The following is a 16,388-nucleotide window of genomic DNA, read 5'->3' on the forward strand; positions in this document are numbered from 1 at the left end:
TGTAATAATGTATAAATATGCTTATGCTAAACTCTGATCGTTCTATAGGCAAAGCCGAGAATTTGTTTGTAGGTTGATTAGAGATTAGTATTACATCGGAGCACTTTGCTTTCGGCAAAAGCTCTGTTAAAATATGATCCGAAAGGAACGTGATGTTAGGGTTGAACGATAAGCTCAAGCTTTACGGGTTTAATAATCTCACCAAAACTCTAAGCTTCAATATCTATGATATTTGCTATGCAAAGAGTCCCAGGGAGCAGCAGGACTATATTAAGTATATCGACGAACAGTATAACTCCGATAGACTTACCAAGATCCTCTGCGACGTTACCGATGCTATCGGTGCACACGTACTGAACATTTCAAAGCAGGACTACGAGCCTCAGGGTGCGTCGGTCACGCTGCTTATTTCCGAGGAACACCTTGACAGGGACGATATTGACGAGTCCTGCAATATGCGTGGAGTTCCCCAGAAAAGGGATATTGCAGGGCATCTTGACAAGAGCCATTTAACTGTTCACACCTATCCCGAGTTTCACCCCGACAACGCCATCACAACATTCCGTGTTGATATTGACGTTTCCACCTGCGGCGAGATAACTCCTCTTAAATCACTTGATTATCTTATCGGCAGCTTTGATTCCGATATCATTACCATTGATTACCGAGTAAGAGGCTTTACCCGTGACGAAAAGGGCAAAAAGCTTTTCATCGACCACGATATCACCTCCATTCAGGACTATATCGCCAAGGACACCCTTGAAAAGTATGACGCTATCGACATCAACGTATATCAGGCAAATATTTTCCACACCAAAATGATGATAAAGGAGATATTCCTCCAGAATTATCTTTTCAATACCGACACCTACGAGCTTGCCCCCAAAAGGCGACTTGAGATAAACGACCTTTTGAGACGTGAGATGATAGAGATATTCAGCGGAATGAACATATTCTGATACACCTTGAAATGAGCTGATACTGTGACAAAAAATCTGAAAAAGACTGCCTGTTTTATATGCGCTTTCACCGTGCTTACAGTTTCCCTGCTGTGGCTGGCGTGGGGAATAAAGGAAAATACAAAATATCACAGGATAACTGCACAGATAACCGATATTTCCGAGTTCAGCACCGAAAACAGCAACTTTTATAAAAGCGGCGGCAAAGAAAAATACACTGTTGCCAATGCTGCCTATGAATATAAGGATCTGTACGGTCAGTATCACACCGACGAATTCACTGTCTATGAATTTGAAAGCGATAAGTATGCCGTAGGAGACAACTATTATATTTATCAGGTTGACGGCTGGAGAGACCCGATAGCAGAATCTCTTGCCAAAAGCGATATGCTTGATAATCTTGTATGGCCTGTGATATTTACTGTTTCCGCTCTTATCGTAACGCTTTTAAACGCCAAGGGACTTAAATATTTCGGCATCGCTGCGGACAGACTTCAGTTTCAGTTTATTCTATCCATTGTGATCTATGTTTTATGTGCGGGCTACACCGCCTATATTCTGTTTTTCTGGCGGACTACCGCTATATACTTCAGCGGGCTTGATGAGTTATTTCATATGGCAAACGCAATTCTTATGTGCGCAGTCGGCGTGATCGCTGACGCTGTTGTATGGGGAGTATCCATAAGCCGCTTGCCTGCCAGCGAGGGGGAAAATTAAGCAATGCAGTACACTCAGAACAATGCGCCTATTTACGAGGCGCTGATGAAATATAACGAAGCAAGAGTAGTACCCTTTGACGTGCCCGGTCACAAGCACGGAAAGGGCAATCCCCTGCTCACCGAATTTCTCGGTCAGACCTGTATGTCCGTGGACGTTAACTCCATGAAGCCACTGGACAACCTTTGTCACCCCGTTTCCGTTATTCGGGACGCAGAGCGACTTGCCGCCGAAGCTTTCGGGGCAGGTCACTGCTTTTTTATGGTAAACGGAACCACTTCCTCCGTTCAATCCATGATACTTTCCGTCTGTAAGGAAGGGGATAAAATAATTATCCCCAGAAACGTACACCGCAGCGCCATCAACGCTATGATAGTAAGCGGCGTTGTACCCGTTTATGTAAATCCGGGAGTTAACCACAAGCTTGGTATTCCTTTGGGCATGAGCGTAAAGGACGTTGAGCAGGCTATCATTGATAATCCCGACGCAAAGGCGGTTTTTGTTAACAACCCCACATACTACGGAATTTGCTCCAATCTCAGGAAGATAACAGAGATCGCTCACGCTCACGGCATGAAGGTGCTGGTCGATGAGGCTCACGGCACTCACCTTTATTTTGGCGAGAATATGCCCGTTAACGCCATGACGGCAGGAGCTGATATGGCGGCTGTTTCAATGCACAAAACAGGCGGCTCCCTTACCCAGAGTAGCTTTCTGCTGGTGGGGAAGAATGCAGGGATATCCGAGGGTCATGTGCGTGCGATAATCAACCTTACACAAACCACAAGCGGCTCATATCTGCTGCTGTCCTCCCTTGATATTGCAAGAAAATACTATGCTACTCAGGGCAGGGAGCTTTGCGCTCAGGTAGTAAAGTCCGCAGAATACGCCCGCACGGAGATAAACAAGATAGGCGGATATTACGCTTATTCCGACGAGCTTGTGAACGGCGATGATATCTTCGCCTTTGACAAGACAAAGCTGTCCATATATACAAGAGATATCGGTCTTGCGGGAATTGAAGTATATGACATTCTCAGGGACTCCTACGATATCCAGATGGAGCTTGGCGATATTGGAAATGTGCTTGCAATCATGTCTCCCGGCGACCGCTGGAAGGATATCGAGCGCCTTGTTTCAGCACTGTCCGAGATAAAAAGGCGCTTCGGCAAGGAAAGCGCAGGCCATGTGGATCATGAGTACATAAACCCCAAGATAATGCTCTCCCCAAAGGCTGCTTTCTACGGCGAGCAGGAAGTCCTGCCAATTATGGAAAGTGCGGGACGGATATCCTGCGAGTTTGTTATGTGCTACCCTCCCGGAATACCCATTATCGCCCCCGGCGAGCTTCTCACTCCAGAGATACTTGAAAATATCGACTACAGCAAAAAGCGTGGCTGCTTTATGACAGGTACCGAGGATATGAACATCGAGAAGATAAGGGTAATAAAGGAATGATATATGGCTTCATCAAAAGAATATCTTGACTATATTCTCGACTGCCTGTCGGGGCTTGATGAGATAACCACACGCAAAATGATGGGCGAATACATGATATATTTCCGCAGCAAGCTTGTGGGAGGCATATATGACAACAAATTTCTTGTAAAGGATTTTTCCTCAGCCCAAAGGCTTATGCCAGATGCTCCCAGAGAGCTTCCCTATGAGGGGGCAAAGCCGATGCTCCTTGTGGAAAATGCAGAGGACAGGACTTTTATATCACAGCTGTTCGATACCCTTTACAGCGAGCTTCCCGCACCAAAGCAGCGGAAGAAAAAGAATTAAGAAAGGCGGCTGATTTTCATGGAATTATGGTTCAGCGAATATCATTCAAAGGACGCTAAAATGTCTATCAGAATTGACAAGCAGTATTACAGCGGACAGAGCGAATTTCAGAGAATTGACGTTTTTGAAAGCCCCGAGTTCGGCAGATTTCTTACCCTTGACGGCATAATGATGCTCACCGAAAAGGACGAGTTCATCTATCACGAAATGATAACCCACGTTGCAATGGCTTCCAACCCTGATATAAAAAAGGTGCTCGTTATAGGCGCAGGTGACGGCGGAACTGTCCGTGAGCTTACACGCTATGACACTATCGAACACATCGACATGGTGGAGATAGATGAGGAAGTGGTGAATGTTTGCCGCAAGTATATTCCTCAGACTGCCTGCAAGCTTGATGACCCAAGGGTGCATCTCCACTTTGAGGACGGCCTGCGATACGTGCGCACAAAGGAAAACTGCTACGACCTTATAATCGTTGACAGCACCGACCCCTTTGGCCCGGGAGAAGGTCTTTTCACCAGCGAATTTTACGGCAACTGCTATAATGCCCTTACCGAAAACGGCATTCTGGTAAATCAGCACGAAAGCCCCTATTATGACGATGACGCAAAGGCAATGCAGAGAGCGCACAAGCGCATAAAGGAATTCTTCGATATCTGCCGTGTATATCAGGCACATATCCCCACATATCCCTCGGGACACTGGCTTTTCGGCTTTGCCTCCAAGACTGTTGACCCCCTTAAATTTGACGCTGACAGGTGGAACGCTCTCGGAATAAAGACAAGATACTACAACACAGACCTGCATAAGGGCTGTTTCGCAATACCAAACTATGTAAAGGAGCTTCTGGATAATGCAACCTGAGATTAAATGCTTTATCGGCTGCGATGTTCCCTTTGAGGAAGCAGATACGGTCATTTTCGGCGCACCGTTTGACAGCACCACATCGTTCCGTCCAGGAACACGCTTCGGCCCCGCTGCAATGCGCTCCGAAAGCTTCGGGATAGAGACATATTCGCCATATCAGGACAAAGACCTGCTTGACCTGAAGGTCTTTGACTCAGGCGACCTTGAGCTGCGCTTCGGCTCTCCCGAATCCGCCCTTGACGATATCGAGGCACGGACAAAGGAGATACTTGATGCAGGCAAGCTGCCCATAATGCTTGGCGGCGAGCATCTTGTCACACTGGGAATTTTCCGTGCAGTGGCAAAGAAATATGACAATGATGTTTATATACTTCACTTTGACGCTCATGCAGACCTGCGTGACGACTATCTGGGTCAGCAGCTTTCCCATGCCTGCGTTATCCACCGCTGCCATGACATCATAGGCGACGGCAGGATTTTCCAGTTCGGCATAAGAAGCGGCGACAGGGACGAGTTCAGGTTTGCGGCGGAGCACACCGAAATGCACAAGACCGACATAGGCGGAGTTTCTTTCAGAGGTCTCCCCGATGTTGTGAGCCGTCTTAAAGGCAAGAACGTGTATCTCACCATTGACCTTGATGTGCTTGACCCTGCATATTTCTGCGGAACAGGCACTCCCGAAGCAGGGGGAGCTTCTTTCAATCAGCTGCTTGAAGCCATCATTCTCATTGGTGAAGAACTGAACATCGTAGGCGCTGACATGAACGAGCTTTCGCCCCATTACGATCAGAGCGGCGCATCGACTGCCATTGCCTGCAAGCTTTTAAGAGAGCTGCTCCTTGCACTTGCAAAATAATCGGAGGGATATTGTGAGATTCAAAGGGATATTCTCCGACAGGGAAAATGTCTTATACCAATACGCCGTTTTCCTGAAATGGCTGTGCATAGCCGTATGCTCGGGAATTTTCATAGGAGTTGTATGCTCGTTTTTCCATATGGCTCTTGACAAAGTGACCCAGATACGCACTGCAAATCCGTTTCTTGTAATGCTTCTCCCTCTGGGCGGCGTTGTTATCGTGTGGCTCTACAAGCTCTGCGGAATGGACAACGACCACGGCACCAACGGCATCATCAAGGGTGCAAGAGGAGAAGAAAAGGTATCTATAAAAACTGCGCCCCTTATTTTCATAGCCACGCTGATAACCCATCTGCTGGGCGGTTCGGCAGGCAGAGAGGGTGCGGCGCTCCAGCTGGGCGGAAGCCTTATCTCTCCGCTGAGAAAGCCACTTAAACTCAACAGGAACGATTACTCCATGCTCATAATGTGCGGCATGGCTGCGGGCTTTTCCGCACTGTTCGGTACTCCTGCCGCTGCGGCAGTGTTTGCCATTGAAGTAACTGTGGTGGGCATTGCCCATTACTCGGCAATAGTCCCCTGCCTGCTGTCCTCACTGACTGCGGCAATGGTGGCGGACTGGTTCCACGTAAAGCCCACATCATTTCTCGTCCGCTATATCCCCGAGTTCCATGCCGACTCATATTTCATGCTGGCACGAACTATAATTATGGGTATAGCAGGTGCGATAGTGAGCATTGTTTTCTGCAAGATAATGAGCAAAACAGCGGAGCTTTACAAAAAATACATCAAGAACCCATACCTGCGTATCCTTGCAGGCGGAGCGATAGTTGCGGCGATATCCATGCTGATATATGCGCTGACAGGCAGCTTTGACTACAACGGTGCAGGAACTGATATAATCAAAAAAGCTTTTATCGGGCAGAGCCGACCCGAGGCATTCATTCTGAAAATGCTGCTGACAGCTCTTACCCTGGGCTGCGGCTTCAAGGGCGGAGAGATAGTGCCCTCACTTTACATAGGCGCTACTTTCGGCTGCTTTTTCGGCGGTCTGCTGGGGCTTTCCCACTCATTCGGAGCTGCTGTGGGACTGGCTGCGGTTTTCTGCGGCGTTACCAACTGCCCCTTTGCAACGCTCCTGCTGACCATAGAGCTTTTCGGAGCGGACGGTCTCCCCTATTATGCGCTGGTCATCGGCATATCGTATATGCTTTCGGGCTATACTGGTCTTTACAGCGCTCAGAAATTCTACGATAATAAATTCATTCACCGCAGATTCCGCCACCTCAAGACCTATAAGGAGATAAAGGCTGACTCTGCCGCAAATAACGGAAAGGATTGATATATATGGAGCTTATCACAGGAATAAAGACAAGGCGCACAGTGAGAAAATTCACCGACAAGCCTGTTTCAAAGGAAACTATCAACGAGATAATCAGTGCGGCTGCCTATGCTCCCTCGTGGAAAAACACTCAGACCACCAGATGGAACATTGTCACCGACAAGGCTCTCATTGAAAAGATCGCTGATGAGGCTGTATATGGCTTTGCCCACAACCATGACATTATCAGAAACTGCGGCTGCATCGCCGTTCAGAGCATAGTAAAGGGCAGATGCGGATATGAGCGTGACGGAAGCTTCACCACTCCTCTTGGCGACAGCTGGGAAATGTATGACGCAGGCATTGCAGCTCAGACATTCTGCCTTGCTGCACATGATATGGGCATCGGCTGCGTTATAATGGGTATCGTTGACGGCGAAAAGCTTTCCGAGATACTTTCTCTTCCCGATACCGAAAGAGTTGCGGCTGTTATCGCACTGGGCTATCCTGCCGAGGAGCCTAACTGTCCCAACAAAAAATCGGCAGAGGAAATTTCAAGATATTTCTGAAAGGAGCTGTGACTATGGGATATGTATCCGAGATAAGAAAATATGTTGGGCACCGTCCCATAATCCATGCTGCTGCAAGCGTTATAGTTGAAAATTCCCAGGGACAGATACTTTTGCAGAAGCGTGCCGACAACGGCACATGGTCATACTGCGGCGGTGCTGTGGAGCTTTTTGAAAAGGTAGAGGACACTGCGGCAAGAGAGCTTCTTGAAGAAACGGGACTTACTGCCGAAAGCCTTGAACTGTTCGGCGTATTTTCCGGCGAGGAACAGCACTACACCTACCCCAACGGGGACGAGGTAAGCACCATTGACATTGTGTATATCTGCCGCAAATATTCGGGCAAAATGAAAATGCAGCCCGAAGAGGTCACGGAGCTGAAATTCTTCGATATTGACTGTATCCCCGAGGATATCTGCCCGCCTGTGAGGGAACCTATCAAGAAATACATCGAATACAGACACAGGGACGCAATTTTCTGACGCAGCTTATCTGTCACAACAAAATACTTATTAACTGAAAGGAATTTGATATATGCTTTTACTTGACGAACTCAGACTGGAACTGGAAGGCTACCGCAAGGATATGGCTGACCTTTACAATATTCTTAACATTGACAAGCTCAAAGAAGATAACGCAAAGCTTCAGGAGCAGTCCGCTGCCGACGGCTTCTGGGACGATCTGGAGAACTCCCAGAAGGTTATGCAGACCATAAAGCAGAATGAGGCTACCATAGAAAACTACAAGAAGCTCAACGAAATGCTCGAAGACACTCTTACAATGATAGAGCTTACCGTTGAAGAGGGCAAAGACGAGGACGAAGCTACTGTTGCAGAGCTTAAGGCAGAAGCTGAAAAGTTCAAGGCTGAGCTGGAGACCACCAAGCTCACCACTCTGCTCACAGGCGAATATGACAGCAAGAACGCTATCCTTACATTCCACGCAGGCGCAGGCGGAACTGAGGCTCAGGACTGGGCAGAGATGCTGTTCAGAATGTACAACCGCTGGGCTGAGCGCCACAACTTCAAGGTAACCACACTTGATTACCTTGACGGCGATGAAGCGGGAATAAAGTCTGCTTCCATTCTTGTTGAGGGCCTTAATGCTTACGGCTTCTTAAAGTCCGAAAACGGTGTTCACAGACTTGTACGTATCTCCCCCTTTGATTCATCCGGACGCCGCCAGACATCATTTGCTTCCCTGGAAGTTATGCCCGAAATGGACGGCGCTAACCTTAACATCGAGATACGCCCCGAGGATCTGGAGATTGACTTCTACCGTGCCAGCGGCGCAGGCGGACAGAAGGTCAACAAAACAAGCTCCGCTGTACGTCTTACACATAAGCCCACAGGAATAGTTGTATCCTGCCAGACTCAGCGTAGCCAGTACCAGAACAAGGATTATGCCATGAAGATGCTGGTATCCAAGCTTGCCGAGATAAAGGAAAGAGAACACCTTGACAAGATCGAGGACATCAAGGGCGTTAAGAAGGAGATCGCATGGGGCGCTCAGATACGTTCCTATGTATTCATGCCCTACACCCTTGCAAAGGACACACGCACAGGCTTTGAAAACGGCAATATCAACGCTGTCATGGACGGAGATCTTGACGGCTTTATCAACGCATACCTTACCGCCCTTTCTCACGGCGATCTACAGTAATCATCACTCCCCATACGGCGAAGAACACGCTGTATGGGGAGTTTGCAAAGTGTGTTGAAAATTTAACAAATATATGATATAATGATTTGATTAAATATTTAACCATATTGAAAGGAACTGCAAAACAAATGGAACACTCTATAAGATTTCCGCTGCCATTCAACATTCACGTTGGGTTTGTTATTTTCAGCGTTATCATGCTGATACTCTGCTATAAAAAGAAAAAGAACGCATATGAGCTGTATATGCTCATCGGTGTGGCATCAACAATGCTCATCTACGTTTCGGAAGCAAAGCCGTTTTTCTACATTCTGGGACTTGAAGAGATAATCCTGTTTATCATGACAGTTGTGGATATGGTAAAGGTATCGAAAAAGGCTCAGGCTGAGGAAAAGGCTCGTCTTGAAGCAAAATCGGAAGCGGATGATGAAACGGTCAATGAAAAATCAGACAATGCCGACATCGCAGAGGATACAGCCGACAGCACGGAAGAAAACAAGGACGACTCCGCAGAATGACCCATACGAAAGGATTTTCCGAATGAAGATAGTTCTGCTTGAAGAAAAAACGGTAACGCAGGGAGATATCTCCCTTGACTGCTTCTATTCGCTGGGCGATGTTACAGGCTACCCACTTACCCCACAGGATAAGGTGGCTGAGCGTGTGGGAGATGCGGAAGCGGTCATCATCAACAAGACTGTTTTTACCCGTGAGCTTATGGAAAAATGCCCTAAGCTCAGATATATCGGACTTTGCGCCACAGGCTACAACAATGTGGATATTGCCGCAGCAAATGACCTTGGCATAACCGTATGCAACGTCCCCGCATATTCCACCTCTGCCGTTGCACAGCAGGCATTCTCATATGTGCTGTACTTCGCCAGCCGCACGGCTGACTACAATGCAGACGTTCATAACGGCGGCTGGGTAAGGTCGGACACATTTTCATACTTTACCATTCCCACCTACGAGCTGGACGGTCTTACTATGGGAATAATCGGCTACGGAAGCATTGGAAAGGCTGTTGCAAGGATAGCGAGAGCTTTCGGAATGAAGGTCATCGCAGCCACAAGAACACCTCAGACTGACAGCGAGACTGAATTTGTCTCCATAGACGAGGTATTTTCACGGGCAGACTTTATATCTGTTCACTGCCCCCTTACCGACAAGACCAAAGACCTTGTAAACTCCGAAAGACTGGCTTTGTGCAAGCAAAATGCTATTGTTATAAACACCGCAAGAGGCCCTATAGTAAATGAGCATGACCTGGCGGAGGCTCTTAACAGCGGCGTTATTGCAGGTGCGGGAGTAGATGTGGTCGCAGTCGAGCCAATGCAGGCGGATAATCCTCTGCTTACAGCCAAAAACTGCGTTATCACCCCTCATGTGGCGTGGGCGCCTGTTCAGACAAGGACAAGGCTTTTGAAGATCGCCTCAGACAACCTGAAAAAATTCATTGACGGAACACCTCAGAATACAGTCAACTAAAACTTGGGAGATGCTTATATGTTTGATATAAATCAGAAGAAAAGAATAGTTATAAAGGTAGGGACCTCCACACTTACCCATAAAACAGGCAGGCTCAATATCCGCAGAATGGAGCGCTTTGTAAAAACTCTTGCGGATATCCAGAACAGCGGTTACGAGATAATCCTGGTATCATCGGGAGCTATCGGTCTCGGAATGGCAAAGCTCGGTCTTGAATCACGCCCCTCCGATACTCCAATGAAGCAAGCCTGCGCAGCTGTGGGTCAGTGCGAACTGATGTACATATATGACAAGCTTTTCGGCGAATATAACGTCAATGTGGCTCAGATACTTCTTACAAAGTACGTTCTTGAATCCCCAAGAAAAAACAACGTTGAGAACGCTTTCCAGAAGCTTATCGACCACAATGTTATCCCCATCGTAAATGAAAACGACACCGTTGCTATTGATGAGCTGGAGCTTGAATTTGGTGAGAACGACTCTCTGGCGGCTCATGTCGGCATCTTCTGCCACGCCGATATGCTCATAATCCTCTCCGACATTGACGGATTTTTCGACGGCGACCCCAGAAGCAACCCCGATGCAAAGCTTATCCCCGTTATCACAAAGATAGACGACAGGATAAGAAACCTTGCAGGCGGTGCGGGAACAGGTCTTGGCACAGGCGGCATGATAACAAAGGTAAACGCTGCGGAGATCGCCACAAAAGCAGGCTTTGACATGGCTATCCTCAACGGCAGAAATCCCGAGGTGCTTTACGATTTCTTTGACGGCAAGCAGGTAGGAACTATTTTTCTTGCAAATGAACACGAATAATGAAAGGCGGTAATGAGATGACCTATATTGAAACTCTCGGCTCCAATGCCGTAAAGGTAAAAAAGATACTGGCAGTTGCCGATACAGGAAAGAAAAATTCGGCTCTGGCTGAAATATCCCGTGCGCTTATTGAAAATTCGGATAAGATAATCGAAGCAAATCAAAAAGACCTTACTGCTGCAAAAGAAAACGGAATGTCCGTTTCCATGCAGGACAGACTTATGCTCAACGAGGACAGGATAAAGGGCATTGCTTCCGCTGTTGACGAGCTTATCAAGCTGGAAGACCCTATCGGCAAAGTGGATAACGGCTCTGTTCGCCCCAACGGCATGAGAATTACCAAAATCCGTGTTCCTATGGGCGTTATCGGAATGATATATGAATCTCGCCCCAATGTTACCGCTGACGCTGCCACACTCTGCCTTAAAACTGGCAATGCAGTTATTCTCAGAGGCGGCAAGGAGGCTTACAACTCCAACAAGTGCATCTGCGAGATAATGAGAGATGCCGTGGAAAAGGCAGGCTTCCCCAAGGATATCATTCAGTTTGTTGATGATACCACCCGTGAAGTCACCACCGAGCTTATGAAGTGCGACAAGTACCTTGATCTGCTTATCCCCAGAGGCGGTGCAGGTCTTATCAAGGCTGTAACCAAGAACGCAACCGTCCCCGTTATCGAAACAGGCACAGGCAACTGCCATCTGTACGTTGATGAAAGCGCTGACATTGAAATGGCTGTGAACATTACCGATAATGCCAAGACCCAGCGCCCCTCCGTTTGCAACGCTATCGAAACACTGCTTGTACACAAAAACATTGCAGAAAAATTTCTTCCCGCTGTTAAGAAAAAGCTTGACGAGCATAATGTAGAGATAAGGGGCTGCGCCGAGACAAAGCGAATCCTTGGCGACTGCGTTGTTCCCGCCACCGAGGAGGATTATGCCACCGAGTTTGGCGACTACATCATCGCTGTAAGAGTGGTTGACGACATTTCCCAGGCAATAGAACACATTGCGGAATATTCCACAGGTCACTCCGAGTGCATCGTTACAAACGACCTTTCAAACGCTAATAAGTTCAAGAGCGAGGTAGATTCCGCCTGCGTTTATGTAAATGCTTCCACCAGATTTACCGACGGCGGCATGTTCGGCTTCGGCGCCGAAATAGGCATCTCCACCCAGAAGCTCCACGCAAGAGGCCCTATGGGACTTTACGAGATAACCACAAATAAATATCTGATTGACGGAAACGGTCAGGTACGATAAGGAAACGGCTATGTCTAAAAAAAAGAAGCCCGCTGAAAAGAAAAACGGCGATCTCATTGAAATGCTTGACTCCGCCTTTGATGAGGACATTTCCGAAATAAGCGAAATGACTGAAATGGAAGAGGGCGACCAGCCCTCGGACGCAAATTCGACAAAACCAAAGGTATTTAATTTCATTGTAGGCGTTTTTGTTATCATAATGTCGGTCATAGGCATAATATCCACTGTCGGATTTATCTCCGACAAGGTACACAGCATTATGGACAACACGGAGCAGAAGAACGAGTTTGCAAAGTTCATCTACCCCGTAGTCATCTGCGACCCTCCCGCCTTTGACCAGACCACAAAGCTCAAAAACGAAACAATAATCTCCGCCGCCATATGGGATATTATCCTGTACGAGGATAAAAGCAAGTACACCATGGACTTTGACTACATAATCGTACCCGAAGTCGATGTTGAACAGCACGCCGCTAAGCTTTTCGGCTCGGGTCTTAATCTGACCCATATGACCATTGCGGCAGCGGATATCTCATTCTATTATGACGAAGAGCTAAGCTCATACAGAATACCCGAAAATCCCAAGTTCTTCACCTACTCCCCTTATATCGAGGAGATACAGAAGTCGGGCGACAGCTACACACTTACAGTCGGATATGTCTCCCCTACGCCCGCATGGCTCACGCTCACATCGGACGACACTCCCCTGCCTGAAAAATACGTTGACTACGTTGTTCAGAAGAAAACCACAGGCTATACCATCGTTGCCATAAAGGCATCGGACAAGGCGCCTCCCGCAGGGCATGACTCAGGATTGTAAGCTGTTTTACGGAGGATAAAATGCCAAGGATATACCCCTTATTTTCATCAAGCAAGGGAAACTGCACCTACATAGGAACACCCGAAAGCGGCGTTCTCATTGACTGCGGCGCATCATGCAGGAAAATATGCAATGCGCTGGAGCTGAACGGTCTCAGCACATCGGCGGTGAAAGCAATTTTCATCACCCATGAGCACTCCGACCACATCAGCGGGCTGAAAAATTTCACCAAAAAGACAGGCATTCCCGTTTATGCTCAGAGCATGACCATGGATACTCTTTTTGACGGCGGATATATAAATTCCCACAGCTATGATATGTCGGGCGAGGTCTGCATAGGAAATATGGCGGTAAGCTGCTTTGAGACTTCCCACGATACGCCTCAGTCATGCGGCTACCGTGTGGATTTTTCCGATGGCAAAAGCTGCTGCGTATGCACAGATCTGGGTTACGTGAGCGATACTGTCAGAAATGCGGTCACAGGCTCTTCCGCAGTGCTGCTGGAAGCAAACTACGATGTGAATATGCTGAGGAACGGGCCTTATCCCGTTTATTTAAAGGAGCGTATCCGCTCAGACCACGGTCATCTTTCAAATGATGACAGCGGAAATTTCGGAGCGGAGCTTATAAAAAGCGGCACAACAAGGCTTATCCTCGGGCATCTGTCGCAGGAAAACAACACGCCCGCAACGGCAGAATACACCGTTGAATCCATAATCGCACAAAACGGACTTCAGCGCAACAGCGATTATATCCTGTCCTGCGCTCCCGTTGAAACAGGCGGCGGATTTATTTCATTCTGATATTTATTTTACAAAGCAGCTGATGTTATCGGCTGCTTTTTTGCATATCAAATAAAAATTATTGTTTTTCAGTAAAAAGGTATTGACAAACGCATTTCGGTGTGATATTATATATGTAATGAAACGTGTACACATCGATCATAATATCATCTGAAAGGGTGCTTTGAAAAATGACAAAAGAAAAACGTTCAATAGCAATAACATCGGTACTTATCAAGATAGCCATTGTCCTCTGCGCAGCGGCGCTGTTCCTTATGCCATATGCCGCAAAAATGTATGAGCAGATATCGTTCCAGCGAGATAACGTAACAGTCCCTCTGCTGATAACCTTTTATGTGTGCGCCGCATTCGGATTTGTTATACTGTTCGTGCTCAACAAGCTTATAAAGAACATCGGCAGCGAAAAGGTGTTCATTGACGAGAACGTAAAGCTGCTGAAAATACTTTCATACTGCTGCTTTGCAATAGCCGTAGTTACCCTGATATTTGCAAGATTCAGGATACTTGTTTTTGTTATCACCTTTGCAGCCGCTTTTATCGGACTTATCCTCCGTGTTATCAAGAACTGCTTCACAGAAGCAATACGTCTCCGTGAAGAAAATGACTTTACAATTTAAGGAGGTTTTGCACTGTGGGAATTATTGTAAACCTTGATGTGGTAATGGCAAAAAGGAAGATAGGTTCGGGTGAGCTTGCCGAAAAAATAGGCATCACTCAGGCAAACCTCTCTATCCTAAAAACAGGAAAGGCAAAGGCTGTGCGCTTTTCTACCCTTGAAAAGCTGTGCAAGGTCCTTAACTGCCAGCCGGGTGATATTCTGGAATATGCCCCCGACCCTGAGCCTGAAAATAACGAAAGTGACGAAAGGAACGGTCAGCCATGAATGAAATGCCTGTAAATAACACACCTGCATATCAGGAATATCACCCTGAGGTAATAAAGAAATATACCTTTTCCGCCCGTGAGACGATATTTGCCTATATCGCAACCGTTCTCGGCTACTTATCGGTAAAGCTTTTTGCTGCTTCTCTGTTCACAGAGGGCAGAATGGGTCTGGGAGCAATGATATTTGCTCTTCTGCTTACGGTTTACTGCCTCATATATCCTGTGAGCCGCACTAAATTTACGTTTAGAAAAGCGCTGCGCATTGCCCTGTGCATTTCATTTTCAGTTAATATTTTTATAAATCCGAACCTGCTGATACAGTTTCTTGACCTGATATTTGTACTGCTGGTGCTGGCGTATGATAAGCTTGCGGACTCCGATGAACGCTTCCGCACCATAAGAAAATTCTTCCCTGCGGATATGTTCGGCTCGCTTATGATAATACCCTTTGCCGAATACGGTGCAGGTGCAGCGGCACTGAAAGCTCCCGCCGAGAAAAGCTCCTCGGGAAAGAACATCAAAAGCGCTCTGCTGGGTCTTATCATCGCCGTGCCTGCCACACTTGTCGTATGCGGACTGCTTATGAGCGCTGATGATAATTTCAGCCGCATAATCTCATCTATCATGAACGACGGCTTTACCAAAGTCATAATATTCATCGTTCAACTGCTTATAGGACTGCCTGTTGCGTTCTACATCTTTTCCGGCTGCCGTGCATCGGAAAAGCAGCTTTCAAAGGAGCTGCTGAAAGATGAGAACTACGAGAAGGATCTCCGCTCGGTACGTTTTCTTTCACCTGTTGCGGGCGTTTTCTCCGCACTCCCCGTTTGCGTACTTTATGTTATCTTTTTCTTCTCCCAGCTCAGCTATTTTCTCTCCGCATTTATGGATAAGCTTCCCTCAAATGATACTATCTACTCCGAATATGCCCGCCGTGGATTTTTTGAGCTGTGCTTTGTATCTGTCATAAATCTGGCGATTATTCTTACCCTTAACCTTTTCTGCAAGGATAACAACAAGGAAGAGCGTCCCGCAGCGGTCAAGGCAATGACCTGCATACTCAGCGTATTCACACTTCTGCTCATATCCACCGCTGTAAGCAAAATGTTCATGTATATAAGGGTTTACGGTCTTACCCAGCTGAGAGTTTACACATCTTGGTTTATGCTGCTTCTGTTCGTGCTTTTCACATCGGTCATTCTGTCAGTCATAACAAAAAAAGTCAATCTCTCAAAGGTGACTGTCACGGCATTTGTGATAATGTTTGCCGCCCTCAGCTTCTGCAACATTGACGGAGTTATCGCAAAATATGACCTGAACGAATACAGCAAGGGAAATCTCCCCTACTTCAGCTTTAGCATGATGAGCGACCTTTCATCGGGCGCCGCTCCCGAAATTATCCGATACAGAGATACCTGCACAGACAAAAATGAAGTGCGTGTACTTGACAAGATACTTGACCAAATGGAAAACGACTGTGACGGAAGAACATTGACGGTCTATGATATTATCCTCAGAAATTCCGCAAATGCCGAATAAATAAACGATAAGCCTCCTCCGCATATCAAGCGG

General features: G+C 47.1%; 19 protein-coding genes. All 19 read left to right on the top strand.

The features are described 5' to 3' along the window. Positions 1-149: 149 nt before the first annotated feature. On the top strand, positions 150-959 hold the full coding sequence (gene speD / locus OCV68_RS02560) for an adenosylmethionine decarboxylase (protein ID WP_178086016.1): 810 nt from the start codon (positions 150-152) through the stop codon (positions 957-959). Between the two features lie 24 nt (positions 960-983). Further along, positions 984-1,676: a hypothetical protein gene (locus tag OCV68_RS02565; RefSeq protein WP_262570469.1), complete on the top strand. Its 693-nt coding sequence runs from the start codon at positions 984-986 to the stop codon at positions 1,674-1,676. A gap of 3 nt (positions 1,677-1,679) precedes the next feature. Further along, on the top strand, positions 1,680-3,134 hold the full coding sequence (locus OCV68_RS02570; protein ID WP_147621471.1) for an aminotransferase class I/II-fold pyridoxal phosphate-dependent enzyme: 1,455 nt from the start codon (positions 1,680-1,682) through the stop codon (positions 3,132-3,134). A 3-nt stretch (positions 3,135-3,137) separates the two neighbouring features. Next, entirely contained in the window at positions 3,138-3,461 is a 324-nt protein-coding gene (locus OCV68_RS02575) for a TfoX/Sxy family protein (RefSeq protein ID WP_022475747.1), read from the top strand. 18 nt (positions 3,462-3,479) lie between these two features. Beyond that, complete coding sequence (gene speE / locus OCV68_RS02580; protein WP_147621469.1) at positions 3,480-4,328, top strand: polyamine aminopropyltransferase; 849 nt, start codon at positions 3,480-3,482, stop codon at positions 4,326-4,328. Then, positions 4,318-5,187, top strand: a complete 870-nt coding sequence (gene speB / locus OCV68_RS02585; RefSeq protein ID WP_262570473.1) for an agmatinase — start codon at positions 4,318-4,320, stop codon at positions 5,185-5,187. The genes speE and speB overlap by 11 nt, the downstream gene beginning before the upstream one ends. A 13-nt stretch (positions 5,188-5,200) precedes the next feature. Next, a complete protein-coding gene (locus OCV68_RS02590) occupies positions 5,201-6,529 on the top strand; it encodes a chloride channel protein (RefSeq protein WP_262570475.1) in 1,329 nt (442 codons plus the stop codon). A 5-nt stretch (positions 6,530-6,534) separates the two neighbouring features. Next, positions 6,535-7,077 (top strand): nitroreductase family protein, encoded by a 543-nt coding sequence (locus OCV68_RS02595; RefSeq protein WP_262570476.1) that lies wholly within the window; start codon positions 6,535-6,537, stop codon positions 7,075-7,077. A 14-nt stretch (positions 7,078-7,091) separates the two neighbouring features. Continuing rightward, a complete protein-coding gene (locus tag OCV68_RS02600) occupies positions 7,092-7,559 on the top strand; it encodes an NUDIX hydrolase (RefSeq protein WP_262570478.1) in 468 nt (155 codons plus the stop codon). A gap of 52 nt (positions 7,560-7,611) precedes the next feature. Further along, entirely contained in the window at positions 7,612-8,739 is a 1,128-nt protein-coding gene (prfB, locus tag OCV68_RS02605) for a peptide chain release factor 2 (protein ID WP_262570480.1), read from the top strand. 128 nt (positions 8,740-8,867) lie between these two features. After that, positions 8,868-9,257 (top strand): hypothetical protein, encoded by a 390-nt coding sequence (locus OCV68_RS02610; RefSeq protein WP_262570482.1) that lies wholly within the window; start codon positions 8,868-8,870, stop codon positions 9,255-9,257. Between the two features lie 22 nt (positions 9,258-9,279). Beyond that, a complete protein-coding gene (locus OCV68_RS02615) occupies positions 9,280-10,227 on the top strand; it encodes a D-2-hydroxyacid dehydrogenase (protein WP_147621465.1) in 948 nt (315 codons plus the stop codon). Between the two features lie 18 nt (positions 10,228-10,245). Further along, a complete protein-coding gene (proB, locus tag OCV68_RS02620; protein WP_022475756.1) occupies positions 10,246-11,043 on the top strand; it encodes a glutamate 5-kinase in 798 nt (265 codons plus the stop codon). A gap of 17 nt (positions 11,044-11,060) precedes the next feature. Next, entirely contained in the window at positions 11,061-12,308 is a 1,248-nt protein-coding gene (locus tag OCV68_RS02625; protein WP_022475757.1) for a glutamate-5-semialdehyde dehydrogenase, read from the top strand. A gap of 10 nt (positions 12,309-12,318) precedes the next feature. After that, the gene (locus OCV68_RS02630; protein WP_262570486.1) at positions 12,319-13,128 is read left to right on the top strand and encodes a hypothetical protein; all 810 of its coding nucleotides are present in this window, start codon (positions 12,319-12,321) and stop codon (positions 13,126-13,128) included. 20 nt (positions 13,129-13,148) lie between these two features. After that, positions 13,149-13,931, top strand: coding sequence for an MBL fold metallo-hydrolase (locus tag OCV68_RS02635; protein WP_262570488.1), 783 nt, complete (start codon positions 13,149-13,151; stop codon positions 13,929-13,931). A 170-nt stretch (positions 13,932-14,101) separates the two neighbouring features. Beyond that, positions 14,102-14,548, top strand: coding sequence for a DUF2975 domain-containing protein (locus OCV68_RS02640; RefSeq protein WP_262570490.1), 447 nt, complete (start codon positions 14,102-14,104; stop codon positions 14,546-14,548). 14 nt (positions 14,549-14,562) lie between these two features. Continuing rightward, on the top strand, positions 14,563-14,814 hold the full coding sequence (locus OCV68_RS02645; RefSeq protein WP_262570491.1) for a helix-turn-helix domain-containing protein: 252 nt from the start codon (positions 14,563-14,565) through the stop codon (positions 14,812-14,814). Then, entirely contained in the window at positions 14,811-16,355 is a 1,545-nt protein-coding gene (locus tag OCV68_RS02650; RefSeq protein ID WP_262570493.1) for a DUF4153 domain-containing protein, read from the top strand. The genes OCV68_RS02645 and OCV68_RS02650 overlap by 4 nt, the downstream gene beginning before the upstream one ends. The last annotated feature ends 33 nt before the right edge of the window (positions 16,356-16,388 follow it).

It is taken from the genome of Huintestinicola butyrica, assembly GCF_025567215.1.
Lineage (GTDB): Bacteria > Bacillota > Clostridia > Oscillospirales > Ruminococcaceae > Huintestinicola > Huintestinicola butyrica.